18 protein-coding genes, 3 tRNA genes and 2 pseudogenes are annotated in these 25,001 nt (G+C 65.1%); 14 read left to right on the top strand and 9 right to left on the bottom strand.

What is annotated here, in order from left to right; genetic code table 11:
- The first annotated feature begins 166 nt into the window (after positions 1–166).
- Positions 167–1,297: a polysaccharide biosynthesis/export family protein gene (locus AC56KZ_RS02875; protein ID WP_497160618.1), complete on the top strand. Its 1,131-nt coding sequence runs from the start codon at positions 167–169 to the stop codon at positions 1,295–1,297.
- Positions 1,298–1,362: 65 nt separating this feature from the next.
- Positions 1,363–1,506, top strand: coding sequence for a hypothetical protein (locus AC56KZ_RS02870; protein ID WP_497160617.1), 144 nt, complete (start codon positions 1,363–1,365; stop codon positions 1,504–1,506).
- A 153-nt stretch (positions 1,507–1,659) separates the two neighbouring features.
- On the opposite strand, the gene AC56KZ_RS02865 is transcribed toward AC56KZ_RS02870, so the two are convergent.
- Complete coding sequence (locus tag AC56KZ_RS02865; protein ID WP_497160616.1) at positions 1,660–3,579, bottom strand: polysaccharide biosynthesis protein; 1,920 nt, start codon at positions 3,577–3,579, stop codon at positions 1,660–1,662.
- 584 nt (positions 3,580–4,163) lie between these two features.
- Positions 4,164–5,159 (bottom strand): N-acetylmuramoyl-L-alanine amidase-like domain-containing protein, encoded by a 996-nt coding sequence (locus AC56KZ_RS02860; protein WP_497160615.1) that lies wholly within the window; start codon positions 5,157–5,159, stop codon positions 4,164–4,166.
- Between the two features lie 238 nt (positions 5,160–5,397).
- Here AC56KZ_RS02860 and AC56KZ_RS02855 point away from each other — a divergent pair, with 238 nt between their 5' ends.
- From AC56KZ_RS02855 to AC56KZ_RS02825, 7 genes are all read left to right on the top strand, one after another.
- On the top strand, positions 5,398–8,406 hold the full coding sequence (locus AC56KZ_RS02855) for a TonB-dependent receptor (protein WP_497160614.1): 3,009 nt from the start codon (positions 5,398–5,400) through the stop codon (positions 8,404–8,406).
- A gap of 265 nt (positions 8,407–8,671) precedes the next feature.
- Positions 8,672–8,839 carry a hypothetical protein gene (locus AC56KZ_RS02850; protein ID WP_497160613.1) on the top strand — a complete coding sequence of 56 codons (168 nt, stop codon included), beginning with the start codon at positions 8,672–8,674 and terminating at the stop codon, positions 8,837–8,839.
- A 65-nt stretch (positions 8,840–8,904) separates the two neighbouring features.
- On the top strand, positions 8,905–9,078 hold the full coding sequence (locus AC56KZ_RS02845; protein WP_497160612.1) for a hypothetical protein: 174 nt from the start codon (positions 8,905–8,907) through the stop codon (positions 9,076–9,078).
- A gap of 171 nt (positions 9,079–9,249) precedes the next feature.
- Complete coding sequence (locus tag AC56KZ_RS02840; RefSeq protein ID WP_497160611.1) at positions 9,250–9,624, top strand: LiaF transmembrane domain-containing protein; 375 nt, start codon at positions 9,250–9,252, stop codon at positions 9,622–9,624.
- The gene (locus AC56KZ_RS02835; protein WP_497160610.1) at positions 9,617–10,369 is read left to right on the top strand and encodes a LiaI-LiaF-like domain-containing protein; all 753 of its coding nucleotides are present in this window, start codon (positions 9,617–9,619) and stop codon (positions 10,367–10,369) included. The genes AC56KZ_RS02840 and AC56KZ_RS02835 overlap by 8 nt, the downstream gene beginning before the upstream one ends.
- Positions 10,369–11,472, top strand: a complete 1,104-nt coding sequence (locus AC56KZ_RS02830; protein ID WP_497161204.1) for a sensor histidine kinase — start codon at positions 10,369–10,371, stop codon at positions 11,470–11,472. Before AC56KZ_RS02835 ends, AC56KZ_RS02830 begins: the two co-directional genes overlap by 1 nt.
- A gap of 2 nt (positions 11,473–11,474) precedes the next feature.
- Positions 11,475–12,215 (top strand): LytR/AlgR family response regulator transcription factor, encoded by a 741-nt coding sequence (locus tag AC56KZ_RS02825; RefSeq protein ID WP_497160609.1) that lies wholly within the window; start codon positions 11,475–11,477, stop codon positions 12,213–12,215.
- Here the strand turns inward: AC56KZ_RS02825 and AC56KZ_RS02820 are convergent.
- From AC56KZ_RS02820 to AC56KZ_RS02810, 3 genes are all read right to left on the bottom strand, one after another.
- On the bottom strand, positions 12,196–14,478 hold the full coding sequence (locus AC56KZ_RS02820) for an ATP-dependent DNA helicase (protein WP_497160608.1): 2,283 nt from the start codon (positions 14,476–14,478) through the stop codon (positions 12,196–12,198). The genes AC56KZ_RS02825 and AC56KZ_RS02820 overlap by 20 nt on opposite strands.
- Positions 14,460–16,115: a VRR-NUC domain-containing protein gene (locus AC56KZ_RS02815; RefSeq protein ID WP_497160607.1), complete on the bottom strand. Its 1,656-nt coding sequence runs from the start codon at positions 16,113–16,115 to the stop codon at positions 14,460–14,462. The genes AC56KZ_RS02820 and AC56KZ_RS02815 overlap by 19 nt, the downstream gene beginning before the upstream one ends.
- A 102-nt stretch (positions 16,116–16,217) precedes the next feature.
- Positions 16,218–17,069 carry a hypothetical protein gene (locus tag AC56KZ_RS02810; protein ID WP_497160606.1) on the bottom strand — a complete coding sequence of 284 codons (852 nt, stop codon included), beginning with the start codon at positions 17,067–17,069 and terminating at the stop codon, positions 16,218–16,220.
- Between the two features lie 60 nt (positions 17,070–17,129).
- Here AC56KZ_RS02810 and AC56KZ_RS02805 point away from each other — a divergent pair.
- Positions 17,130–17,678 (top strand): annotated as a pseudogene (locus AC56KZ_RS02805) (AAA family ATPase); the annotation flags it as partial.
- Positions 17,679–17,689: 11 nt separating this feature from the next.
- The gene (gene tssA, locus AC56KZ_RS02800) at positions 17,690–18,679 is read left to right on the top strand and encodes a type VI secretion system protein TssA (RefSeq protein WP_497160605.1); all 990 of its coding nucleotides are present in this window, start codon (positions 17,690–17,692) and stop codon (positions 18,677–18,679) included.
- Positions 18,680–18,745: 66 nt separating this feature from the next.
- On the opposite strand, the gene AC56KZ_RS02795 is transcribed toward tssA, so the two are convergent.
- From AC56KZ_RS02795 to AC56KZ_RS02780, 4 genes are all read right to left on the bottom strand, one after another.
- The gene (locus tag AC56KZ_RS02795) at positions 18,746–19,315 is read right to left on the bottom strand and encodes a phasin family protein (RefSeq protein WP_497160604.1); all 570 of its coding nucleotides are present in this window, start codon (positions 19,313–19,315) and stop codon (positions 18,746–18,748) included.
- A gap of 204 nt (positions 19,316–19,519) precedes the next feature.
- Positions 19,520–19,604, bottom strand: a tRNA-Leu gene (locus AC56KZ_RS02790).
- Between the two features lie 57 nt (positions 19,605–19,661).
- Positions 19,662–19,746: transfer RNA gene (locus tag AC56KZ_RS02785), tRNA-Leu, on the bottom strand.
- A 90-nt stretch (positions 19,747–19,836) separates the two neighbouring features.
- Positions 19,837–19,921, bottom strand: a tRNA-Leu gene (locus AC56KZ_RS02780).
- A 316-nt stretch (positions 19,922–20,237) separates the two neighbouring features.
- Here AC56KZ_RS02780 and rnr point away from each other — a divergent pair.
- From rnr to cysE, 3 genes and pseudogenes are all read left to right on the top strand, one after another.
- Positions 20,238–22,667 (top strand): annotated as a pseudogene (rnr, locus tag AC56KZ_RS02775) (ribonuclease R); the annotation flags it as partial.
- 707 nt (positions 22,668–23,374) lie between these two features.
- Positions 23,375–24,115, top strand: a complete 741-nt coding sequence (rlmB, locus tag AC56KZ_RS02770; RefSeq protein ID WP_497160603.1) for a 23S rRNA (guanosine(2251)-2'-O)-methyltransferase RlmB — start codon at positions 23,375–23,377, stop codon at positions 24,113–24,115.
- A 143-nt stretch (positions 24,116–24,258) separates the two neighbouring features.
- Positions 24,259–24,996, top strand: a complete 738-nt coding sequence (gene cysE / locus AC56KZ_RS02765; protein WP_497160602.1) for a serine O-acetyltransferase — start codon at positions 24,259–24,261, stop codon at positions 24,994–24,996.
- Positions 24,997–25,001 lie beyond the last annotated feature (5 nt).

The raw sequence follows: 25,001 nt of genomic DNA, 5'->3' as shown, positions 1-25,001 counted from the left end.
GCGCTTCTTTTACCTTGGGAAATGAATAACGCGGAGTACGGCGGCCCATAGGGGGCGCGCAATTTGCCTGAGCCTGCCGTTTGATCTTCAGCAAAGCCGCACTCGACGGACACCGTACGCTGATCTGGTCAGCCGTATAACGGCAACCCATTTCACAGGCAAGATCATGAATTCTCCTACAGAAATTTTGCGCCGCGGCCTGGTAACCGCAGCATGCGTGCTCCTCGTCGCCGGCTGCACGACCGGCCTGCAGTTCCGTTCGCAGGACAGCAGCGGCATCGCCGAGCCGGCGCCGCCCACCGAACTCATTACCGAGCGCCTCATCGCGGCCGAACGGCAGGCAATGGCGCAGCAGGGAGAGCAGGACTTGTCCAAGCTGTTCGTGGCCGATCCGGCGCCGTACACGATCGGCCGCGGCGACGTGCTCTCGATCGTGGTCTGGGACCACCCCGAGCTCGCCGGCGGCGGCATGACGGCAGCCACCGCCGCGGCCGATGCGGCCGGCAGCAGCGCGGCGGCCTCGGCGAATACACCGCCGCCAGGCTTTGCCGTCGACCACCAGGGCCGCATCCAGTTCCCGTTCGCCGGGCTGCTGTCGGTCGAAGGGCTGACCGAGGAAGGCGCGCGCACGCTGTTGACGCAAAAGCTGGCGCGGTACATCCAGAACCCGAACATCACCCTGCGCGTGCAGTCCTACCGCAGCAAACGTGTCTACATCGACGGCGAAGTGAAGCAACCCGGCCTGCAGGCGATCAACGACATCCCGATGACCCTGGTCGAGGCGCTCAACCGCGCCGGTGGCCTGCTGCCAACGGCCGACCAGAGCCGCATCGCCCTCGAACGCGGCGACATGCGCTACCGCATCAACCTGCGCGACCTCGTCCAGAAGGGCATCAATCCCGGCAATATCATGCTCGCCCCCGGCGACGTGGTACGTATCCACTCGCGCGACGAAAGCAAGGTCTTCGTCTCCGGCGAAGTCGTGACGCCCAAAGCACTCACCATGCATAACGGCCGCCTCACGCTCAACGAAGCGCTTGGCGAAACCGGCGGCATCAGCCCCCTGAGCGGTGACGCGCGCCAGATCTATGTCGTGCGCAAGACACCCGAGCGTACCCGCGTGTTCCAGCTCGACGCGCGGCTGACCGGTTCGCTGGCAATGGCCGAGGCATTCGAGCTGCGGCCCAAGGACGTCGTCTATGTCGCCGCATCGCCGCTGGCGAACTGGAACCGGCATTTGAGCCTGCTGTTCCCCGGTGCGCTTACTTCGGCGGTCGGCGTCACCAACCGACCCTGAGCGTCCTTGAGCGTCCCTGAGCGTCCCTGAGCGACCCCGAGCGCCCCTGAACCACCGGAGCCACCATGACCACACCCGCCGACCACCATCAGTTGACCCATGTGGTGCACAGCCCGCCGGTCTTGAGTGTGCCGTTCGACCCGCGCCCGTCGTTCACGAATTCCGACGAGCCCACGGTCGACCTGAAGGGGCATTTCAATACCCTGTAGCCGAGTCCGATGATACCGATGACCGCCGTGCGGTCGCGAAATTTGGCAGCAAGCTGCTGCAGGTGGGCCGATTGGTGTTCGTCGCGCATGTGTATCCTCGCCAACAGTGGGGTAGGTGGAGTGGTGCTGAAGGGCAGGTGCTACGGTGGCCGCTTAGATTCGGAACGGCACGAATTTATTGATGAGACTGATTCGGGCGGGCTCGGGCAGGGGCTCGGGCACCTGTGGAGGCGCCGCGGCCGGGAGCTGGGGCGTGTACTCGCTGACGATGGCTTTGACCATCGATTCGATCATGGCGCGCTCGTGGGTTTCACAGGCCATCATCAGGCAGGTGATGCAGGTCTCCAGCACGCTCGGGCGCAGTGCGTTTTCCTTCATGCGCATGATGCGGGGATGCTCGCTGGGGAACACCGTGCCGTCGGTCAGCAATTCCTCGTGCAGTTTTTCGCCCGGGAACAGGCCGACGAACTTAACCTCGATCTCGCCCTCCGGGTGCTGCGCCGTTTTTTCGGTCAGGCCCGACATGGCCAGCAGCGTGCGGGCCAGTTCGACGATGCGTACCGGCTCGCCCATGTCGAGCACGAACACGTCGCCGCCCTTGGCCATGGCGCCGGCCTGGATCACGAGTTGGGCGGCCTCGGGAATGAGCATGAAATAGCGCGTCACTTCCGGATGGGTGATGGTGAGTGGCCCGCCGCGTGCGATCTGGCGCTGGAACAGGGGGATCACCGAGCCGGAAGAGCCCAGCACATTGCCGAAGCGGACCATGCAGAAGGTGGTCCTGTGGCCTGGCCGGCTTGCCGCGGCCTGGAAGATCAGCTCGGCGATGCGCTTGCTGGCGCCCATGATGTTGGTCGGGCGTACGGCCTTGTCGCTGGAAATGAGCACGCAGGTTTCAACCTGGTGGGCGGCGCAGGCCGTTGCCACGACCTGGGCGCCGAGCACGTTGTTGCGCAGGCCCTCGACGATATTCGATTCGACCAGCGGCACATGCTTGTAGGCGGCGGCGTGGTAGACGGTGTCGACATGGCCGTCCGACAGGATGCGCTCGAGCAGGTCGGCATTGCAGACCGAACCAAGGTGGGCGTCGATGCGCAGGTCGGGAAAACGGGTGACGAGTTCCTGGCGGATCGTGTAGAGCGCGTATTCGGAGTGGTCCAGCAGCTGCAGCCTGCCTGGTCCGAGGGTGACGATCTGGCGGCACAGTTCGCTGCCGATGGAGCCGCCGGCGCCGGTCACGAGCACGGTCTTGCCGCGGACGCAACGGGCGAACAGGTCGAGCCGGGGCGGCACCGGGGGACGGCCGAGCAGGTCCTCGAACTTCAGCTCTCGGATCGAGTCGCGCGGCGTGGCCCGGTCGTCGGCGAGGTCGACCAGCCGGCTCAGGATCTTGGTCGTCACGCCGGCGCCGGCCAGGCGCTGCATGATGTCGCGCAGGCGTTCGGCAGGCATGCCGGGAACGGCGATGATGACGGTGCGGATGCCGTGCGCCGCCACCAGGTCGGCCAGGCGGCCGGTATCGAATACGCGCAGGCCGGCGATCGTACGGTCGTTCAGTGCGCGCTTGTCGTCGAAAAAGCATACCGGGCGGTATTCATCGCTGTTGCGCATCGTTTGCGCCAGCCGGGCGCCGGCCTCGCCGGCGCCATAGATGGCGACGGCATCGGAAGTCGGGCGGCGCGCGCTGTGGCTGCGCAGGAAATTACGCATGCCGATACGCGAAGTAACGACATACGAGAAAACGATAAACCAGTAAATCGCCAGCGCACTGCGCGGAAACATTGCGTCGTTAATCGCGAACAATACGACGTAGGCACATAATACGGCGATGCCGAGTGCAAAACCGGTGGCGCTTAGCAGGCGTCCATCGATAAAGCGAATCACGGCGCGGTATAAATCGGACATCGACAGCGCGGCAATCGTGACCAGGGTCACGATGATATAAGAGGCAGGCCCATAATTGGCGATCAGTTTCATATCGCCGAAACGCAATAACATGGCGATGAGAAAACACATAGGCAGGGCGACGAGATCAATCGCAACCATGAGCGCGATTTTGGCAGTGCGGTGCATCGATACCATTCCTGCGCAAAACTGGCTTAATACTCGGGCGGATAAAGTGGGCATGGTGATCGCGTGACTCGTCAAGTAGGTAGCAGGAACAGCAGAAACGACGATGCGCACAGCACGGAATTAAAAAAATGCGGTAAATAAATTCCGTTAAAAATATTTACTTATTTAATAAGAGCCGCTGAGCGATGCAACTTGGTGTTGCTGAGTAAGTTTATTATCGTTGGGCTACTGAATGATGAGTTTGACCCTGCTCAACCGCGAATTCCGAATTAAAACAAAGTTGCCATTTTATTTATTTTTGGAAATGGTAATAGGAAATAAATCGGCGAGCGAAGGGTATTATATTTCCGGTTGGAATATAAAAAATGTTGTGCCGGCGCAGAAATGGAGAGCGGGCCGGCAAATGCGACCGAAGGAAATGGAAAGGAACGAAGGCGTTCGCCCACGAGGCCGGTACAGGCGCGCCAAGGGGCGCCGCGGGCGGTGGACAGGACCAGGGGAAAGCGAGGCTGAAGGGCCGCGGCGGCCTCTTCTTTAGAAGAGAAAATCGGCGCGCGCAGGGCTGCGCGCGCCGGCCAAGCTGTTTACGTTCCCGGACGCGGCTGCGGGGCCATCGGCGGGACCACGATGTTCTCGTTCAGGCGCAGGAATTTGAAGCCGGCCAGCTGCTGGACCTTCCTGCCTGCCCTGGCGTTGCGCGCTTCGCGTTCGACGGCACGCGCGATGAACGAGTCGAAGCTTTCTTCGCGCACCTGCGGCTCCTGCGAATGCAGGAAACGGCGTTCGCCGTTCGGGCCGAGCACCACCAGGCCGACGTGCGAGGCCCAGTGTTCGCCGTCGCGGGTCGAGATCACGTTGACGAAGTCGCCTTCCTGCAAGCGCGCGGCAATCGCCGCCACGCCTTCTTTCGGCACAAAGGCCTGGCGGCTGGTTTCGACCGGGATGCTGGTCTCGGTGTTGTGGCGCGTCTTCAGGAAGCGCGCACGGTCGACCCGCATGTTGTAGCCGGGTCCGCCCGGGCCTGCCAGTTCCGCGCTGACGTCGGTGACGAGCCAGCGGTTGGCCACGTTCCAGTCCATTTCGGTGTAGTGATTGCGGGTAGCCACGCCGATCACGCCGTCGCGGTAGCGGATGCGCTGCAGCATCCAGAAAAACTCTTCCCACGAGCGCGACAAGGCCATCGCATAGGTGTGTTCCGCGAAGACGACGCAGTCGCTGCGTTCCAGGCTGAACATCGGCAAATTGTCGTGCAGCTCGAAGGGAAACTCGCCCAGCAGGTTCAGCAGGTAGGGCTGGCCCAGGTTCTTGCGGCCGATCGCGGCGATGCGCTTGCGCAGGTCGGGTTCGGCGCCATGCACCCAGGCGACGTAGCGGCCCGCCTCGACCGGTGTCATCTGGTAGATCGGCTTTTGCAGGATGGCCTCGATGCTGGCCGGGGCGGAGGCTGGAGCGACCGTGGCGGGAGCGGCGGGCGCAGCCATGATCGCAACGGGCGCAGGCGCGGGGACGGCGGGGGCCGGAGGCTGGCTTGCGCAGCCGGCGAGGGCGGCCAGCAGGAATGCCAGGGGAAGGTGGCGCATGGATGAGTCTCCTTTATACAGTTGCGAGACGCTAACGCGTGCAGCACGCTTTTGACAATGAATATTTGTGGCCGGGCCATAACCAACGAAGCTTGTTGTAGCTCTAAAACATTCCTTCAAGTTATGGGCGAGGGATCACAAGTAATTTTCCAGATATTTGCTTTTCACTAATACTATGAGGATGGCAGGGACCGCCTGCCGACCGCATCACCCCATACCTATATCCAGGAGAGAAATAATGTTCAAGCAAAAGCCACTGGCCGCTGCCGTTTCGATGGCGTTGTGGAGCCTGGCCGCCTTGCCGGCCATGGCCCAGACCCGCGACGGCGCGACGCCGATGCAGACCGTCGAGGTAACCGGTATCCGCGCGTCGATGGCCAAGTCGCTCGACGTCAAGAAGAACGCGACCGCCAACGTCGAGGTCATCACGGCCGAAGACGTGGGCAAGATGCCGGACAAGAACCTGGCCGACTCGCTGCAGCGCCTGGCCGGCGTGGCCGTGCGTACCGACTACGACGAAGCGGAAAAAGTGTCGATGCGCGGCACCAACCCGGACATGGCCCTGATCCTGTTCAACGGCCACACGGTGTCCGGCGGCGACTGGTATGTCGCCGACCAGGGTTCGAGCTCGCGCTCGACCAGCCTGTCGCTGATGCCGTCCTCGGTCCTGAACCAGGCACTGGTATACAAGACCTCGCAGGCCAACATCGTCGACGGCGGCCTGGCTGGCACCATCAACGTCACCACCCGCAAGCCGCTGGCCCAGAAAGAACGCCTGTCGGGCCGCATCAGCGCCGGCGCCAGCTATGCCGAACTGGCTGGCAAGGCTGCACCCGACCTGTCCGCCTCGATCAACTGGAAGAACGAAGCGGGCACCTTCGGCGTCATCGCCCAGGGCTTCGCCGAAAAGCGCTTCGTGCGCCGCGATTCGGTGTCGCGCTTTGCCTACGGCACCAGCAGCGGCTGGGACGTGATCAACACCTCCACCATGCTGGGCATTACCGATGCTTCGCTGGCCGGCACCGGCTACAAGGCCGCCGACCTGAACGGCGTGCGCCTGCCGGGCTCGATGAGCTCGGAATTCGTCGAATCCGTGCGCGACCGCAAGGGCGGCATGGTTTCGATGCAGTTCAAGCCGAACCAGGACCTCGACGTGACCCTGACGGGCTTCCATTCGCAGATGAACGCGAACAACAACGGCCGCCTGACTTCGGGCGCGATGTACTCGATGCTGCTCGGCAAGAACGAGCCGCTGGGCGGCACCGCGGCGACGTCGGTGAACACCTTCTCGAACGGCCAGCGCGTGTATGCGCAGATCAAGAACCCGGTGATCGTTACCGAGCGCACGATGTACGGTCACGAGCTGAAGGTATTGAAGTCGGCTGACATCGTCTACCCGGCCGGCACCGTGCCCCAGTACGTCGGCAACTCGGAAGGCTTCTACCGCGACGGCGCGCAGGCAACCAGCTCGTTCATCGACCTCGACGGCAAGTACCGCGTCAGCCAGGACCTGACCGTCAAGACCCTGTTCTCGGCCACGCGCGGCGTCGGCAAGACCGACCTCGACCAGGGCACCACCTTCGCCCGCTATGGCACCGGCGTCTCGTATGCCTTGCGCGGCCTGCGCGAAGCACCGTTCGTGCAATATTACGGCGCCGGTGAAAACCGTCCAGGCATCAATCCCGACGGCAGCGGCTACATGATCGTCGGCCGCACCGCGTCCGGCATCAAGACCACCGACAAGGAAGCGAGCGGACAGTTCGACGCCGAATACAAACTCAATGCCGGCTTCGTGCAGTCGCTCGAGGCAGGCGTGCGCCATGCCGACCACAAGCGCTTCAGCGGCCGTTTCGGCCCGGCCTTCCGCACCGCCCTGAGCTACAGCTTCAACCCGACGACCGGCGCCATCATCCAGCCGACCCCGACTCCGACCGAAGGTTGGCAGCCATATCCATCCAACTTCGGCGATGGCCTGGGTGGCGGCAACTGGGACAACACCGGCTTCACGTATTCGCCGGAAGCGCTGAAGGCGTATATCGCGGCCAATACCAAGGAAACCAGCACCGCCTGGGAACGCCGGGTCAGCTCCGAGATCGACATGCGCGAGCGCCAGACCTCGGCCTACCTGATGGCGAACATGGAAGGCGAACGCTGGTCCGGCAATGTCGGCGTACGCTACGTGCGCACTATCGTCGATGCGCAGATCGCCACCCCGATCCCGAATCCGCGTACCTGCCTGCGCAGCGCGCCGAACCAGCCGGCCACGGTCTGCGCCGCCTATCCAGGCGCGATCACCGATGCCGGCGACGCCGTTGCCTTCTATGACAACGCGGCGTTCAACCCGCTGTCGGGCACGATGTATTACAAGACGCCGACCCACAAGGTGTTCAAGAACGCCTTGCCGAGCCTGAACCTGCGTTACGAGCTGACGAAGGACATGATCGTGCGCTTCGGCGCCAGCCGCACCATCGGCCGCCAGAACTACAACGTCATCGGCAGCGGCTTCGGTACGCCTGGCTGCGACGCCGGCGGCTGCCGCGTCACGGGCCCGAATCCGGACCTGCGTCCGCTGACTTCGGATAACGCCGACCTGTCATGGGCCTGGTATTTCGGCCGCCGTTCGGCCGTCGTCGTCAACGCCTTCCACTCGAAGATCGACGGCTACGTCAAGACCGGCACCGTCGGCACCTCGACCATCGACCTGACCGACCCGCGTGACCTGGTCGTCAAGCCGTTCTTCATCAACACTTCGTCGCAGCAGGGCGCGAAGATCACCGGTCTCGAAGTGTCGTACGAGCAGCCTTTCGGTTCGTCGCCATTCGGCTTCACCTCGAACGTCAGCCGCGCCAAGACCAAGGTCGACGACGGCCGTCCGATGGTCGGCGCTTCGGAATGGGCCGGCAACCTGGGCCTCTACTTCGAAAACGACAAGGCCTCGGCCCGCCTGGTGTCGAACTACCGCGGCGAATACGTGAACTCGACGACCGCACCGTCGCCGACCGCGAACAGCCAGGGTTTGTCGGTGATCAATGGCGTGACGATGCCGACCGCGCCGACCATGGCCGCATCGGTGACGACGCTGGCCTTCAACGCCAGCTACAACCTGACGCCGAACCTGATCGTCTCGTTCGACGCGACCAACCTGACCAACGTCAAGCGTGCCTACTATCGCTACAGCGAAGAAGAGCAGCAGAAGCTCGACGTCAGCGGCCGCCAGTTCTACCTGAACCTGAAGTACAAGTTCTGATCGGGTAGCCAGGCAACAAGGAGAAGGGGAGCTTCGGCTCCCCTTTTCATCGTATGTCCAGTCCTACAGTGCGACGGGCCGCTTCGGTAGCTCATCCAGGCCCCCAGTGTGCGTCATCTAACGGTCGCAATGTTATGCATTCGATATGATGAGGCCGTGTGAGTGAGGAGCCGGCGAATTCGTTCTGCTGGCCTGCCAAATATCTCAACAGGTTAGCCGGTCGCCTCGAGGATCGGCACCAATTTCAGTCGCAAGCGGAGGCCACATGGCTGCCACCACCACCACGAATCCACCGAAACACCTGGTTCGCGAATATCTCGCACGGCGCGCGCGCGATCCGCAACCACCGCCTGCGCCCGAGGAAATCCGGCGCCAGCTTGGCTGGGGGATCACCGTGCCGGCCGAGCTGAAGCTGGCCAGCGAAGCAGCGTAAAATCGCGCATCGCAACCTGTGGTTTCGGGATATCCTGACAAATCGTTTCAACAGAGGAGAAGTACATGACCAAGCGTATCGGTAACAAACACGAAGCCCAACACCGCGGCATCGAAGAACGTCTCGACATCCGCCGCACCAACATCGCCCGCGAAGCGATCAAGCAGGCTACGGCCCGCGCCAAATACCGCAACCAGGTCAAGAACCAGCCTGCGATGAACCTGTCCGCAGCTGCCTGATCCCGGATTGGTAAAAAAAGCCCGCTCACGAGCGGGCTTTTTTTCGTCCGGGTTTTCGTTGCTCGCCGAATCCTTTGCCGTTCGCCGATCCAGCGCCGCCGTTCGCCGAAAGACGCTTTCCAGCCGGTAGCCGGCCCGCTATCGTGTTTACATCACAACACGGAGGGCGCAATGAATCTCGAAAACAATTACGCGGCGCGCAAACAGGTCTTGTGGGGCCTGGTCCTGATCGCAGTCGGCTTCATTTTCCTGCTCGACCGCATGGACCTGGTCGATCTCGTGGACCTGCGCGAGCTGTGGCATTATTGGCCGCTCGCGATCGTTGCGGTCGGCATCAACCAGACCATCGGCTACACGAGCGCGCGCGAATTCAGCAAGGGCCTCTGGACCGTCTTCATCGGCCTCTGGCTGTTTGCCGTGTTCGAAGGTTTCCTTGGCCTGACTTTCCGCAACAGCTGGCCGCTGTTCCTGCTGATGTGGGGCCTGCAGATGGTATTGAGCCCCGTGATCGAGCGCCGCTTTTCGAAGGAGAAGGACCATGCATAAGGACACGATCGAGGGCCGCGCCCTGGACCACCGCAAGCGCGGCGTCACCAGCCAGGTGCTGATGGGCGTGCTGGTGATCGGCATCGGGCTGCTGTTCCTACTCGATAACCTGGACATCATCGAGCTGCACAATGCGCTGGCCTTCTGGCCCCTGGTCTTCATCTTCGCCGGCGTCGCCAAGCTGCTCGACACCTCCTCGCCGAACGGCTACCTGATCGGCATCGCCGGCATCGCCATCGGCGGCGCGATGATCCTGAACCGCCTCGGCATCATCTATTTTTCCTTTCGCCAGGCCTGGCCGCTGGTCTTGATCGCGGTCGGTGCGATGGTGGTGTACCGCGCCATGCGCGCCGGCAGCACCCCGGTGCATGGCATGGTGGATGGAACGCCGGGTGCACCAGGCGCGCCGAGCGAGACCGCGCAGAGCGTCGACGTGACGGCGGTGCTGGGCGGCTTCGAGCGGCGCGTGCATACCCAGGACTTTCGCGGCGGCGAAGTCACGGCGGTGATGGGCGGCTGCACCCTCGACATGCGCGGCGCCTCGATCCAGGGCGAGGCCACCATCAACGTGTTCGCCTTCTGGGGCGGCGTGACGATCAAGTGCCCGCCCGACTGGACGATTGTCCTGCAGGGCACGCCGATCATGGGCGGCTTCGACGAAAAGACGGTGGCCCCGCCGGACAACAGCAAGCGCCTGGTCATTCGCGGCTACGCGATCATGGGCGGCGTGGAAGTCCGTAATTGATGCAAGGCGTACTGCACGGCGCACTCGGCTCGCGGCGCGGCACGGCCCTGTACCTGGCGGCCTGGCTGTTGCTGGGGGTGCTGCTGGCGGGACTGATGACCGTCGCCCTGGAGGCGCCCTGGGGCGCCAGCCTGCTGTTCGCCGTGCCGCTCACGCTGCTGTATGGCTGCGCCAGCGGCTTTTCTTCGTATTACCTGTGCCGCGCCTATCCACTGGCCGGCAAGCCCCTGTTCGCGGTCCTCGGTGTGTTCGCCTGCAGCGCGGTGTGCGCCAGCAGCCTGTGGACCGTGGCAGGGAACGGCTGGGGCGAACTGCTGCGCGGAGCCTGGCCCGGCATGCCCGCGTCGCATGTTCCCTTCGTGACGCGGCCCTTCGCCGCCCTGATGTTCGGCCTCGGCGTGATCCTGTACGGCCTGAGCGCGGTGGCGCACTACCTGGGACTGGAATTCGAACGGGCGCGCCTGTTCGAGCGGCGCGAGCTGGAGATGCAGCTGGCCGCCCAGGACGCCGAGCTGCGCATGCTGCGCACCCAGATCGATCCCCACTTCCTGTTCAACAGCCTCAATTCGATCAGCGCACTGACCTCGTTCGACCCGGCGGCGGCGCGCGCCATGACCCTGCAGCTGTCGGATTTCTTTCGCCGCAGCCTCGGCATGGACGCGCAGCGAAAAGTTTCCCTGTCCGAGGAACTGGCGCTGGTGCGCGCTTTCCTCGCCATCGAACAGGTGCGCTTCGGCGCGCGCCTGTCGTTCGAAGAAGCGGTAACGCCGGAGGCGGCGGCCTGCCTGCTGCCGCCGATGCTGCTGCAGCCGCTGGTGGAGAACGCCGTCAAGCACGGCATCGGCAACCGGCTCGATGGCGGCACGGTGCGCATTGCCGCCGAGCGGGCGGGCTCGCTGCTGCGCATCCGGGTCGAGAACGACGCCGACGAGGAAGCAGCGCCGGTGCGCACCGCCGGCTGCGGCATTGGCCTGGCCAACGTGCGCCAGCGCCTGGCCGCTACCTATGCGCACGAGGCCAGCGTGCACTGGACCCACAGCAGCGAGCGCTTCCGGGTCGAACTGGCGCTGCCGGTTGAAACCGCGGCATTGATGGAGGCTTGAGCATGCGTGTCGTGATTGTCGACGATGAATTTTTGGCGCGCGCGGTACTGCGCGAATACCTGGCCGCGCATGCCGGCATCGAGATCGTCGCCGAATGCGCGAACGGTTTCGAGGCGGTGAAAGCGATCGGAGAGCTGCAGCCCGACCTGGTCTTCCTCGACATCCAGATGCCGAAACTCGATGGCTTCGAGGTCGTCGAGCTGGCCGGGACCACGACGCACTATGTCTTCGTGACGGCCTACGACCAGTATGCGCTCAAGGCCTTCGAGGTGCGCGCGCTCGATTACCTGCTCAAACCCTTCAGCCGCGAGCGGCTGGCGCAGGCGCTGGCGAACGTGGCGGCGCGGTTTGCAGTCCCTGCGGCGCCAAGCCAGGACGTGGGCGCGCTGGCGGCGAAGGCCGCGCGCCGCCATGGTCCGCTCGAGCGCATCCTGGTGCGCGACGGCGCCCGCGTCCACGTGGTGCCGGCGGCCAGCATCGACTGGATCGAGGCCCAGGACGATTATGTGCAGATCAGCGCCGCCGGCCGCGCGCACTTGAAAAACGGGCGCATGGCCGAACTCGAGGAGGGGCTCGATCCCGGTATGTTCCTGCGCGTGCACCGCTCCTACATCGTCAACGTCGGCGCGATCGAGCGGATCGAGGCGCCGACCAAGGACAGCTGGTGCGCGGTGCTGAAGGACGGCAAGCGGGTGCCGGTCAGCCGCAGCGGCTACGCGAAGCTCAGGGAAGCGATGCGCTGACGGCGTCCACCTGCCACCAGCGCGGCAGCAGCGCGCGTACCGCCGGATCGTCGAAGCGGTCGTCGATCAGGTAGACCACGCCCTGGTCCTGCTCCGTGCGGATGACGCGGCCCGCCGCCTGCACCACCTTCTGCAGGCCCGGATATAGATAGGTGTAGTCGTAGCCGGCGCCGAACATCGCCGCCATGCGCGTACGCAGCGCTTCGTTGACGGGATTGAGCTGGGGCAGGCCGAGCGTGGCCACAAAAGCGCCGATCAGGCGCGCGCCGGGCAGGTCGATGCCTTCGCCGAAGGAGCCGCCCAGCACCGCGAAACCGATGCCGCGCCCGTCGGCGTGGAAGCGTTCCAGGAAACCGCCGCGTTCGCCCTCGCTCATCCTGCGCTCCTGGCGCCAGATCGGCAGCTCGGGATAGCGTTCGGCGAACAAGGTGGCTACCTGGTCCAGGTAGTCGAAGCTGCTGAAAAAGGCGAGGTAGTTGCCGGGCTTTTGCGCATACTGGGCGGCCATCAGGCGCGCGATCGGCAGCAAGGAGGCGCCGCGGTGCGCGTAGCGCGTGGAGATGTCGCGCGCGATGTGCACCGCCAGCTGGCCGCTGGTGAAGGGCGATTCGACATCGATCCAGCCGGCGTTCTGCGGCAGGCCGAGCAGGTCGGCGAAATAATGCCAGGGGCTGAGGGTGGCGGAAAACAGGGTCACCGAATGCGCCCCCGCGAACCTGGCCTTCAGAAAAGGCGCCGGCACCACGTTGCGGATCGAGAGCGTGGTGTCCTTGCCGGCGCGCGCGAGGTCGCAGACCGAATGCTCGCCGAAGGATTCGGCCAGGCGCGTAAACTGCAGGGCGTCGAAGTAAAAACGCTGCAGGTCCGGATCGAAGGGGCCGCCCGCTGCGGCCTCGAGGAGGAAGTCGCTGATGGCGCCGGCGGCGTTGGTCAGCGCGGTGAGCAGTTTTTCGGGCGGGGCGCTCAAGCCTTGGTAAGGCGCGGGTGCGCTTGCCTCGATGTCGCCCCAGGCGCGCGCGACTTTGGTCAGCGCCTTCTTGACGGGTTCCGGCGCCCCGGCGCGCGCCAGGCGCAGGGCGCCGCGGTCGAGCTGGGCCGAATACATCGCACGCGTGCGCGAGACCATGTTGTGGGCTTCGTCGACCAGCACGCTGGCGCGCCAGCCATTGGCCTGGGCCAGCGCGAACAGCATCGCGCTGCCGTCGAAATAATAGTTGTAGTCGCCGACCACGACATCGCTCCAGCGCGCCATTTCGCCCCCCAGGTAGTAGGGGCAGACGCCGTGTGCGAGGCCGACTTCGCGCAGCGCGGGGCGGTCCAGCACCGCCAGGTTTGCCGCCGCCTGGCGTGCGGCGGGCAGGCGGTCGTAGAAGCCCTGCGCCAGCGGGCAGGATTCGCCGTGGCAGGCCTTGTCCGGGTGCTCGCAGGCCTTGTCGCGCGCGGTCAGTTCGAGCACGCGCAGCGGCAGCGCCGGACTGGCGGCGCGGATCGCTTCGACGGCGTCCAGCGCCAGCTGGCGTCCCGGGGTTTTGGCGGCCAGGAAAAAAACCTTGTCGATGCGCTGCGCGGGCGCCGCTTTCAGGACCGGGAACAGGCTGCCGACGGTCTTGCCGATGCCGGTCGGCGCCTGGGCCAGCAGGCAGCGCCCGGAGGCGTTGGCCTTGAAGACGTTTTCGGCGAGCTGGCGCTGGCCCGGGCGAAACGAGGGGTGGGGAAAACGCAGCGCGGCCAGGCCGGCGTCGCGCGCCTCGCGGTGGCGCAATTCGGCCTCGGCCCAGGCCGTGAAGCGCCGGCATTGATCCTCGAACATGGCGCGCAGGTCCAGCGCGCTGCGGGTCTCGTGCAGCGAGGTTTCCAGGCCGCTGCCGATCTCGTAATACACCAGGGCCAGGTTGACTTCATCGAGTCCGCGCTGGGCGCACAGGAGGTGGCCGTAGACGCGCACCTGGGCCCAGTGCAGGTGGCGATGGTTGTCCGGCATCGAGGACAGCTGGCCGCGATAGGACTTGATTTCCTCGAGCAGGTTGAGCGCCGGGTCGTAGCCGTCGGCGCGGCCGCGCACATGGAGCGGCCCATGGTCGCCGGAGAGCGAAACCTCGGCCTGGTAGCCGTCCCCGCGCCTGCCGGTGACCACCGTGTGGCCGGCGATGCCTTCCTGGGCGGTCGGGGAGGGCGTGAAGCGCAGGTCGAGGTCGCCCGCCTTGGCGGTGAATTCGCACAGGGCGCGCACGGCGACGACATAGCTCACGGGCGTGCTTCCCATTCCAGGTAGCACACCGAGACCGGCATGTCGTGCTGGGCGCAGTAGTCGATCCAGCGCAGCTGGTTGTCCTGCAGGCGGTCGCCCGGGCCCTTCACTTCGATCATGTGATAGCGGCGTTCAGCCGGCCAGAACTGGATCAGGTCGGGAAAGCCGTTGCGATTGAGCTTGATGTCGGCCAGGATGCGCTCGCACCAGCGCTTCAGGTGGGCGGCCGGGATGCAGTCGAGGGCGAGTTCGAGCAGGCCCCGCTCCAGGTATTCCCAGGACACGAAGGGCGCCGAGATGCCGGCCTTTTCGTCGAAGTTGGCCAGGATGGTGGCCCTGTAGCGGCCATCGTCGAGCTGGGCCAGGCAGTCGTCGAACTCGCGCGCGCGGCGCCGGTGGAAATCGAGGCTGTACAGGTCGGCCGGCGCGCGGTGAAAGGGGTGGAAAAAGGCGCCCGGAATGGCCGCGAAGATCGCGCGCCAGCACAGCAGGCCGAACAGGGCATTGGCGAGCATGTTCTCGACATAGAACACGGGTGCGCACTCTTCGGCCAGGTGGTCGCGCACGGCGCCTTCGACCCATGGGTCGGGGCCGGGGTGGGGCAGGGATACCGCGAATTGCGCAATCGCCGCGGCCTTGCCTTTCGGGCGCTTCGGGTGGCCGAGTTTGCGCGCCAGGCGCGGGCCGATGCGTGCGAAGTGCTGGCGTTCGGCGTCGCTTTCGGGTGCGCGCTGCGCTTCTTCCAGCGCTTGCCAGGCCTCGCCATAGCGTTCGGCCTTTTCCAGCACCCGGATCGCGCGTCCGCGCGCTCCGGGAAAGCGGCAGCGCGCATAGACCGCATGCGCGCCCATCCAGTCCTTTTGCTTCTCGATATGCTGGCCGACGTGGAACAGGAACTTCTCGCGCCGGCTGTCGAGCCAGTCGTTCTCGAACGCGTGCATGGGCAGGTCGCGCAGGATATCGTCGCCCGGCTCCAGTCCGGCGGCAAAGCGTTCGCGGCAGGCATGCAGGGCGAGGTAATCGTCGATGTCGCTGCGCTTGCGAAATCCGCGCGAGGCTGCCGAAAACTCCACCTGCTCGTAGCGGAACAGGCCCAGGTCGGCCAGCACGAATTCGGTCCAGTCCTGACGCAGGTTGCCGAAGAAGATCAGGCGCAGGCGGTCGCACAGGGGTTTGGCGAGGATGCGCAAGGCGACGTCGGTGCAGTCGCGGTACCAATCCGATAAGGCGCGCCCCTCGCCATCGCCGGCTGCGGCGCGCAGCGCTTCGAGCTGCTCGGCCTTGCGCGCATTCGTGTGCTGCAAGGTCGATGCGAAAGCGATGGCGATCTCGGGCTTGGACAGCAGGTCGAACAGCTCGTCGAGGGAGAGCCGCGGGTCGACCTGGATCCAGCCGGTGGGCAGCAGGTGCTGCGCGGCTTCGACCGGGCAGCCGATTTCGGCATAACGCAGTTTGCTGGCGCGGAAGAGGTCGCCCTTGCGCATGACCATGCGCACGAACAGGGCGCGCGCCGGCTGGGGCAGCGCGGAAAACGCACCGATGAACGCCTGTTCTTCGTCGGTCAGCAAATCGTTGTAACGCTGACCGATCCAGTCCAGGACGGCCTGGAAATTATCCAGATAATAAAACTCGTTTTCCAGAACCCTGTTCATCTCTTGACGCGCTACTGTGCTTATGTACAGTATAGCGCCTGGGAGGATGAACTCCCAGCGGATTCAATGCTCAGGCAAGCGCGCCGTGGTTTTTTCCCACATTCAAGGCTGGGCTGCCTTTGGCGGGCATTTCGCACCCTGGCAGGCCGTTTGCGCCTCGCGTTCGCCGCGGTGGCGTTCGGATTGCGAAATGATGGCCGAAATCAGCGCGACGTCGGTGTCGACCTGGGGCGGTGCGGATGCGCTCTTGCGCTGGCGGGCGGGACTCACGGCGGCTTTGGCGGCAGCGCGTTGCGGCGCGGGTTTCGCGGTGCGCAGGGCAGCACGCTGTGCTTTGTCGACTTTCTTGTCTGCTTTCTTGTCGGCCTTGCGCCCGTTGCTGGCCGAGGCAGTGCCGGACGCGCCGCGCGGTTTGGCTGGCGCCGCTTTCGTGGCCTGCGCCGGCGGTTTCGTGGTTTCCTTCGGCGGACGCGGCGCCGGCTTCGATGCCGCGCGGGCCGGCGCTTCCTCCGGCGGCAGCATGACCAGTGGCGGCAAGCTGTCGCTGGCGGTGCGCAGGGGCGGTGCGGGCTCGTCGACGATCACGGCCGCCTGCGCGGTGTCGGCTGGCGCTGCACTCGGCGCCGCCGCCGGTGCGGTCAGCATGGGCGGCGGCAGCGGTTCGGCGCCGGCCACCACCTGCGGCACGGCGACAATTGCATCGTGCCCGGCCTGGAGCCGCTCGGCAGTCTTGTGGTTGTCGTAGGCCAGCCAGGCGACGCCGCCGATCAGGATGCCGGCGAAGGCGGCGGCGGCGCCGTAACAGGCCAGGCGCAGGTTCGAGGTGCGCGTGCCAGTGCGTCGTGCTGAATCGCGTTCGAGCATGGCGAGGATGTTGTCTTCTCCCACAGCGCGGCGCGACGACATCAGGTTTGGTCTTGTCGAGCCTGCTTGATTTTCGTCTGTAGGGCGCACGGCATACCTCCTAAGATGGACGTTTCTGCTTCGATTAGAAACAATCTGGAAAAAGCCATGCTGATCTTCCAGGTGTTCGACAAGGGCGTGCTCGACGACGCCGAAGGGCGCCAGATCGATTTTCGCAATACCATCATCATCCTGACCTCGAACACGGCATCGAGCACGATGATGGCCGCCTGCCTGAACAAGAGCGCAAGCGAGCTGCCGAAACCGGACGCCCTGCTCGACATGATCCGCCCGCAGCTGATGAAGCAATTCAAGCCGGCCTTCCTCGGGCGCTTGTGTACCGTGCCCTTCTACCCGATCGGCGACGAGGTGCTGGCCAACATCATCCGCCTGAAACTGAACCGCATCGGCCAGCGTGTGCTGGCCAACCACGGCGCCGTCTTCGAATACGACGACGCGCTGGTCGACGCGGTGCTGGCGCGCTGTACCGAAGTCGATTCGGGGGCACGCAATGTCGACACGATCCTGAACGGCAGGCTGCTGCCGGAGATCGCCGACGCGGTGCTGGCGCGGATGGCCGAGGGCGGCGCCATCGCCCGGATCAAGGCCGGCGCGACGAAAGCGGGCAAGTTCAGGTACACGATCGACCCCGCATCCTGAAAGGACACACCATGTTCACGGTCGAACAGTTACTCAGGCCCGTCAGCCAAGCCGCGCCCTGCGGCGAGGACCTCGCGTTTTCTTCCGAGATCGACGCGATCGCCCAGGCGCGCAAGGCGGACGACCCGTCGCTCGAGCAGGGCGCCTGGGTCACCACGCTCAAGGAAGCGGACTGGCGTTTTGTGGGCAAACGCTGCGCGATCCTGGTCGAGACGCGCAGCAAGGACTTGCAGCTGGCCGTGTGGCTGGCCGAAGCGAGCGCAAAAACGGCCGGCCTGCGCGGTTTGGGCAACGCGCTGCGGGTGCTGGCCGGTCTTTGCGAGCGTTACTGGAACGGCCTGTATCCGCTGCCCGACGAGGGCGGCTTCGAGCAGCGCATCGGCAACCTGGCCTGGCTTGCCGCGCGCGCGCCGCAACTGGTGCTGGAATGCCCGGTCACCGAAGGCGCCGCCTTGTCGATGCGCGACATCGAAGCGGCGCGTGCCGCCGGCGCCGGCCGGATTGCCGAGGTCGAAGCGGCGCGCAGCCGCAGCTCGGCAGCCTGGCAAGCGGCCTTGCTGGACGACTGCAATGCCTGCCTCGCGGCGCTCGGCGAACTCGAACAGTCGGTCGACGCCCGCTTGGGCGTGGACGGACCGAGTTTCTCGGGCGCCCGCGGCGCCTTGCAGAACCTGGCCCATTTCGTCGCGCCGGCGCCCGCTGCGGCAACGGCAGGCGCGGCCACGGGTGCGCTCGTCGCCATGCCAGGGCCGGCCGAGTTGCAGCCGGCCCTGGCCGGCGCCATCCAGACGCGCGCCCAGGCCCTCGGCCAGTTGCGCGCGGTGGCCGATTTCTTTCGCCATACCGAGCCGCACAGCCCGGTCGCCTACCTGGCCGACAAAGCGGCGGCCTGGGGCGAGCAGCCGCTGCACCTCTGGCTGAGGACGGTGGTCAAGGATGCGGGCGCGCTGGCCCATGTCGAGGAACTGCTGGGGATCGCCGGGGAGGGCGCCGCGGAGTGAAGATGGGGTGAGGCGACGTGCAAAGGGCGGCCGAGGCCGCCCTTGTTCCTTGCTGCCGCCTGCGTTTTACGCGGCCGGCTTGTCGCCGCCCTCGGGCTTGGCCGCGCCGGGCGCGATGGTCGATGCCGCCTTGGCGATCTGCTCCTCGACGTTCTGCACGGCCTGGCGGGTGGCGGCCGTCACCTGCTCGTAACCCTTGAAGGCGTTGTCGATCGCCGACTTGATGATTTCGACTGCGTTCTCCGACCCCGGCTTGACGTTCTGCGTCACGTCGTAGATCAGGGCCGACAGCGTGCTCTTGGCCTCGGCCACGTGGACGTCGGCCGCGCGGCGAAACTCGCTTTGCATCTCCTCGATAATCACCTTCATCTGGTCGCGGTACTCGACGCCCCCGGACATGTCCGGCGTCATGCGCGCCGACAGCGCGTCGAAGGCGGCGCGGGCGTCCTGGGCCTGGGACACGTCGCGGCTGGCGGCGAGCGTTTTATCCATCGTGCTGCGGGCGGTGGCCATGTTGAGCGCCATCACCTGTTCGAGGCCCTTGACCGTCTTGTTGGCGAGCATGTCGAAGGTCTGCATTTGCAGGTCGAACAGGGTTTTGGTAGCGGATGCGAATTGTTCCGGACTCGTGAACATCAATGTCTCCTCGGTTTTCTGATCAGAATTCTGCTCAGTTGGTACAAATAACTGCGATGGACGACTTGCGGGCTAACCATCCTATTATTTAGCAACGATGAGCTTTTCGCAACGCCTGTCTTGGAGGAAGTCGGTAAACGCAAAACGCCGCAATCCTTTTGCAAAGATTGCGGCGTTTTGCGCCGGTCAGACCGGAAAAGCTGTTGGTGCCCACGGAGGGACTCGAACCCCCACACCTTGCGGCACACGGACCTGAACCGTGCGCGTCTACCAATTCCGCCACGTGGGCATTACGGTGCTGCGATATTGCGATGTTACGGTGCTGCTGCGGATTTACATCCGGTAGTGGTGCCCACGGAGGGACTCGAACCCCCACACCTTGCGGCACACGGACCTGAACCGTGCGCGTCTACCAATTCCGCCACGTGGGCATGTTTGCTGCTATTGCTGTGCTGCCTGACGCCTGGACTCAAGAGTCCACCCTACGATGTTACGAACGACTGCGGATAATCATCCGGTAGTGGTGCCCACGGAGGGACTCGAACCCCCACACCTTGCGGCACACGGACCTGAACCGTGCGCGTCTACCAATTCCGCCACGTGGGCATTCTTGCTGCTCGGTTACTGCAATTTACCGAAGCTGATACAATATCAGGCTTTGCTGTTTTTCGCTAGATCAACTTTAGCTGCTCCAGCGCCAGACTTCCCGAATACTGACCGCATTTTCTTTCGCCCTGACATGCTGTCCTTGCGAAAGAGCCGAGATTATAGCGGAACGATTACAAAAGTCAAAGACCGCTCCCGGTGCACGCTTCGTTAGGCGGATTTTGCTGTCCTCCGTTACACTACGCCTGTTAAAGGTGTCAATCTAACCACGGTGCCGGCCGCGTCGGCGCCCCTCGATAAGAATCAAGAAAACGATTTGAAGCAACCTACTCATACTATTCCTAGCCGCGAGGAAATCCTCGCCGTTTTCCGCGATGCGGGCGCACCACTTGATGCAGCCATGCTCGCCCGCGCCTTGCGCGTCAAGCCTGCCGCCGAGGAAGTCCTCAGCCGCCGCCTGAATGCAATGGAGCGCGACGGACAGATCCGCGCCGATGGCGAAGGCGTCTACGCACTCGCAAATAATTCCGATTTCGTTTCCGGCAAGGTCGCCGCCCACCGCGACGGTTTCGGTTTCGTCGTTCCCGACGAGCCGGGCCCGGACCTGTTTCTGAATGATAAAGAAATGCAGAAAGTGCTGCATGGCGACCGCGTTCGCGCGCGCGTCACCGGCACCGACCGCCGCGGCCGTCCTGAGGGCACGATCGTCGAAGTCGTCGAACGCGCCAACACGCACGTCATCGGGCGCCTGCTTAATGAAGGCGGCGTCTGGATCGTCTCGCCCGAAGACCAGCGCATGAACCAGGACATCCTGATCGCCGGTTCCCCTGGCAAGGCCAAGTCCGGCCAGGTGGTCAGCGTCGAACTGATCGAGCAGCCGGCGCGCTTCCAGCAGCCGACGGGCCGTATCGTCGAAGTGCTGGGCGAACTCGACGATCCCGGCATGGAAATCGAAATCGCCGTGCGCAAGTTCGGCGTGCCGCACGTGTTTTCGGCAGACGCGCTCAAGCAGGCCAACAAGCTGCCGAATGAAGTTGTCGCCACCGACCTGCTCGATCGTGTCGACCTGCGCGACGTGCCTTTGGTGACGATCGACGGCGAAGACGCGCGCGACTTCGACGACGCCGTGTACTGCGAGCCCGTGAAAATCGGTAGCGAGAACGGTTTCCGCCTGCTTGTCGCGATTGCCGACGTCAGCCATTACGTGAAACCCAACGACGGTCTCGATGTCGATGCGATCGAACGCAGCACCTCGGTGTATTTCCCGCGCCGCGTGATCCCGATGCTGCCCGAGAAGCTGTCGAACGGCCTGTGCTCGCTGAACCCGGCCGTCGATCGCCTGAGCCTGGTGTGCGATATGGTCGTCTCCAGCGACGGCGAAGTCCAGGCCTACCAGTTCTATCCGGCCGTGATCCACTCGGCCGCGCGCCTGACCTATAACCAGGTCGCCGAGATCCTGCTCGATCCGCAAGGCGAGGAAGGCGCTCGCCGCCCGGCCATCGTGCCGCACCTGCAGAACCTGAACGGCGTGTTCCAGGCGCTCTTGAAGGCGCGCCAGCTGCGCGGTGCAATCGACTTCGAAACCACCGAAACCTATATCGTCTGCAATGCGATGGGCAAGATCGAAAAGATCATCCCGCGCACCCGCAACGACGCCCACCGCCTGATCGAGGAATGCATGCTGGCCGCGAACGTTTGCGCCGCCGACCTCCTGATCCGCAACAAGCACCCGGGCACCTTCCGCATCCACGCCACGCCGACCGAGGAAAAGCTGAACCAGCTGCGCACCTTCCTCAAGATGACGGGCCTGAACCTCGGCGGCGGCACCAAGCCGACCGCCGGCGATTACGCCGCGCTGATGCGCGAGATCAAGGAGCGCCCGGACGCGTCCCTGCTGCAAACCATGCTGCTGCGCTCGATGCAGCAGGCGGTCTACAGCCCGGACAACGTCGGCCACTTCGGCCTGGCCTACGAGGCCTATGCCCACTTCACCAGCCCGATCCGCCGCTATCCCGACCTGCTCACGCACCGCGCGATCAAGGCGGTCCTGCTGGGCCGGAAGTACGAGCCGAAAGGCATCGACCTCGCCAAGCTCAATACCACCGTCTCGAATGCCTCGCGCAAGCAGGCGGCCAAAGACAAGGCGGACGGCAAGGCGAAAAAGGACGAAAAGGACCTGACCATCTGGGACGCCCTCGGCGTGCACTGCTCGGCCAACGAGCGCCGTGCCGACGAAGCCTCGCGCGACGTCGAGAACTGGCTCAAGTGCTTCTTCATGCAGGACAAGCTGGGCGAGTCGTTCACCGGCACCGTCGCCGGCGTCACGACCTTCGGCATCTTCGTGCAGCTCGACGAGCTGTATGTCGAAGGCCTGGTGCACGTGACGGGCCTGGGCCAGGACTATTTCCAGTACGACGAAGGGCGCCACCTGCTGCGCGGCGAGCGTACCGGCAAGACCTTCGGCCTGACCGACCGCGTGGTCGTGCAGGTAGCCAAGGTCGACCTGGAAGCACGCAAGATCGACCTGGTGCTGGCTGACGAGTCCAGCGTCGAGCCGGCCTCTGGCGGCGCCCAGCAGGGTGGCCGCGCCGGCGAAGGCGGCAAATCCGCACGCCAGCGCGACGGCAAGGGCGGCCAGCCGGCCGCAGCGGCGCCGCGCCAGGAAGCGAATGCGCCGGCCGAAGAAGAGAAGGGCGGCCGCTCCAAGCGCTCGCGCCGTTCCCGCAAGGACCGCGCCGCGGCTGCGCAGGCACGCGACGAAGCGGCGAATTTGCCGGCAAGTCTGCCAGTTCCGGCCCCGGTTCCGGCTGCCGCTGCCGCTCCCCAGCTTGATGCCGGCAACGAACCGGACAGCTCGGAAAGCGCACGCCGCGCGCGTCAATCGGCCAACGCCAAGGCAGCCAATGCGCAAGCACGCCAGCAGGCAGCCGAGGCAGCCGAGGCAGTAAGCGCCGCGCCGGCGCCGGCGCCAGTCCCGTCAGCCCAGCCCGCCGTCGTGGCCGTGCAAGCAGCCGACGCCGATGCCCCGCAGGCCAAGCGTCCGGGCCGCGCCAAAAAAGCCGCGGCGCCCGCGGCCGAGCCGCAAGCGATTGCCGAGGCGCCGCTGGCCGAAGCGCCGCCGGCAGCAAAGCGCGCACGCCGTCCGAAGGCGGCCGAACCGGCTGCCGTCGTGGCCGCCGTCGTGGCCGAAACAGCGGCGCCTGCGCCGCTGGCCGAGGCCAAACCGCGCCGCAGCCGGGCTGTCAAGGCCGAGGCCGTGCCGGCCGAGAGCATCGTCGAGCCGATACCGGCGGCAAAAAAGAGCGCTGCAAAGCCTGCGGCAAAGGCAGCTGCGGTCAAGACCGCAGCCAAGAGCGCAGCCAAGAGCGCCGCAGCGAAGAAGCCCGCAGCCAAGGCCGCCAGCACCACCTCCAAACCAGCAGCAAAAAAAGCAAAGCAAGTGAAAAGTAACGCATGAAGAATAAAATGATTTTCGGTTTCCACGCGGTGACCTCGCGACTGCGCCACGAGGCGCAATCGGTCGAGGAAATCTTCGTCGACGCCGAGCGTAACGATGGCCGCATGAAGGACCTGATCGCGAATGCCAAGGCGGCCGGCGTGCGCGTCATGCCGGTGGAAGCCGGGCGGCTCGACAAGATCGTCGGCACCCGCCGCCACCAGGGCGTGATCGCCTTTGCCAGCCAGCTGGCGCTGGCCCGCAATCTCGACGAGCTGCTCGACGCCATCGAGGGTCCACCGCTGATCCTGATCCTCGACGGCATCACCGACCCGCACAACCTGGGCGCCTGCCTGCGCGTGGCCGACGGTGTCGGTGCGCACGCGGTCATCGTACCGAAGGACCGCGCGGTCGGCCTGAACGCCACCGCCGCCAAGGTTGCCAGCGGCGCCGCCGAAACCGTGCCCTACATCACGGTCACGAACCTGGCGCGCACCATGCGTGAACTGAAAGAGCGCGGCATCTGGCTGATCGGCACCTCCGACGACGCCGAAAAGGGCCTCTACGAAGCTGACTTCACCGGCCCGACCGCGCTGGTGATGGGTTCCGAAGGCGAGGGCATGCGCCGCCTGACCCGCGAGACCTGCGATCTACTGGTGAACATCCCGATGTTCGGTTCGGTCGAGAGCCTGAACGTCTCGGTCGCTTCGGGCGTCTGCCTCTACGAAGCGCGCCGCCAGCGCGGTATCCAGGCGTAAGCACAGTACACAACCCCGGCGTCTCATCCTTCGCCGGGGTTGCAAGGCCCGTCCCCGCAATACCCCTTCCGAATTGACCCCGTCCCAAGCAGCGGCCCCCCGGATAAGCTACCATTGCGGCTGTTTTTCCTCCTGTGTCCATTATGTTTTCCTCGTTGCGCGAAGATATCAAGAGCATCATCGAACGCGACCCGGCCGCCCGTAACGGCTGGGAGGTGCTCACCTGCTATCCGGGCCTGCATGCGATCGTCATGCACCGCTGGGCGCACGCCTGCTGGCGCGTCAATCTGAAGTGGCTCGGGCGCTTCCTGTCCTATCTTGCACGCGTCATCACCGGCATTGAAATCCACCCGGGCGCAAGCATCGGCCGGCGCGTCTTCATCGACCACGGCTTCGGCGTCGTGATCGGCGAAACCGCCGTCGTCGGCGACGGCTGCACCATCTATCAGGGCGTCACCCTCGGCGGCACGACCCTGGTGGCCGGCACCAAGCGCCACCCCACGCTCGAGCGCGGCGTGATCGTCGGCGCCGGCGCCCAGGTGCTGGGCGCGTTCACGGTGGGCGAATTCGCCAAGGTCGGCTCCAACGCCGTCGTCGTGAAACCGGTGCCGGCCGGGGCGACCGCGGTCGGCAATCCGGCCCACATCATCCTCAAGGAAGACCAGTCGAGGAGCGCGCGCCTGTTCGCCGCCTACGGCGTGGTGCCGAACGGCGACGACCCGCTGTCGAAAGCCCTGCGCGGCCTGATCGACCACGTGGCGCGACAGGACGAGCAGCTCGAACGCCTGAGCGCCACCATCCAGGCCGCCGGCATCGCCTGCCCGAACCTGCGCGCCGGTGATAAACTCGACTCCGCCGAACTGAACCGGCTGGTTGACTGAGGAAT

The sequence above is a fragment of the Telluria sp. LT2P34 genome, from assembly GCF_059685915.1.
The sequence above is the reverse complement of the archived record's forward strand: the minus strand, read 5'-3'. Positions and strand labels throughout refer to the sequence as shown.

What these genes read in the sequence shown, in the direction of transcription:
- AC56KZ_RS02855 (WP_497160614.1), top strand. Translation starts at nt 5,398, where the DNA reads ATGTTCAAGCAAAAGCCACTGGCCGCTGCCGTTTCGATGGCGTTGTGG.
- rlmB (WP_497160603.1), top strand. Translation starts at nt 23,375, where the DNA reads ATGAAGAATAAAATGATTTTCGGTTTCCACGCGGTGACCTCGCGACTG.
- AC56KZ_RS02865 (WP_497160616.1), bottom strand. Translation starts at nt 3,579, where the DNA reads ATGCACCGCACTGCCAAAATCGCGCTCATGGTTGCGATTGATCTCGTC.
- AC56KZ_RS02820 (WP_497160608.1), bottom strand. Translation starts at nt 14,478, where the DNA reads ATGGGAAGCACGCCCGTGAGCTATGTCGTCGCCGTGCGCGCCCTGTGC.
- AC56KZ_RS02860 (WP_497160615.1), bottom strand. Translation starts at nt 5,159, where the DNA reads ATGCGCCACCTTCCCCTGGCATTCCTGCTGGCCGCCCTCGCCGGCTGC.
- AC56KZ_RS02830 (WP_497161204.1), top strand. Translation starts at nt 10,369, where the DNA reads ATGCAAGGCGTACTGCACGGCGCACTCGGCTCGCGGCGCGGCACGGCC.
- AC56KZ_RS02850 (WP_497160613.1), top strand. Translation starts at nt 8,672, where the DNA reads ATGGCTGCCACCACCACCACGAATCCACCGAAACACCTGGTTCGCGAA.
- AC56KZ_RS02870 (WP_497160617.1), top strand. Translation starts at nt 1,363, where the DNA reads ATGACCACACCCGCCGACCACCATCAGTTGACCCATGTGGTGCACAGC.
- AC56KZ_RS02795 (WP_497160604.1), bottom strand. Translation starts at nt 19,315, where the DNA reads ATGTTCACGAGTCCGGAACAATTCGCATCCGCTACCAAAACCCTGTTC.
- AC56KZ_RS02845 (WP_497160612.1), top strand. Translation starts at nt 8,905, where the DNA reads ATGACCAAGCGTATCGGTAACAAACACGAAGCCCAACACCGCGGCATC.
- AC56KZ_RS02835 (WP_497160610.1), top strand. Translation starts at nt 9,617, where the DNA reads ATGCATAAGGACACGATCGAGGGCCGCGCCCTGGACCACCGCAAGCGC.
- AC56KZ_RS02840 (WP_497160611.1), top strand. Translation starts at nt 9,250, where the DNA reads ATGAATCTCGAAAACAATTACGCGGCGCGCAAACAGGTCTTGTGGGGC.
- AC56KZ_RS02875 (WP_497160618.1), top strand. Translation starts at nt 167, where the DNA reads ATGAATTCTCCTACAGAAATTTTGCGCCGCGGCCTGGTAACCGCAGCA.
- tssA (WP_497160605.1), top strand. Translation starts at nt 17,690, where the DNA reads ATGTTCACGGTCGAACAGTTACTCAGGCCCGTCAGCCAAGCCGCGCCC.
- AC56KZ_RS02825 (WP_497160609.1), top strand. Translation starts at nt 11,475, where the DNA reads ATGCGTGTCGTGATTGTCGACGATGAATTTTTGGCGCGCGCGGTACTG.
- cysE (WP_497160602.1), top strand. Translation starts at nt 24,259, where the DNA reads ATGTTTTCCTCGTTGCGCGAAGATATCAAGAGCATCATCGAACGCGAC.
- AC56KZ_RS02815 (WP_497160607.1), bottom strand. Translation starts at nt 16,115, where the DNA reads ATGAACAGGGTTCTGGAAAACGAGTTTTATTATCTGGATAATTTCCAG.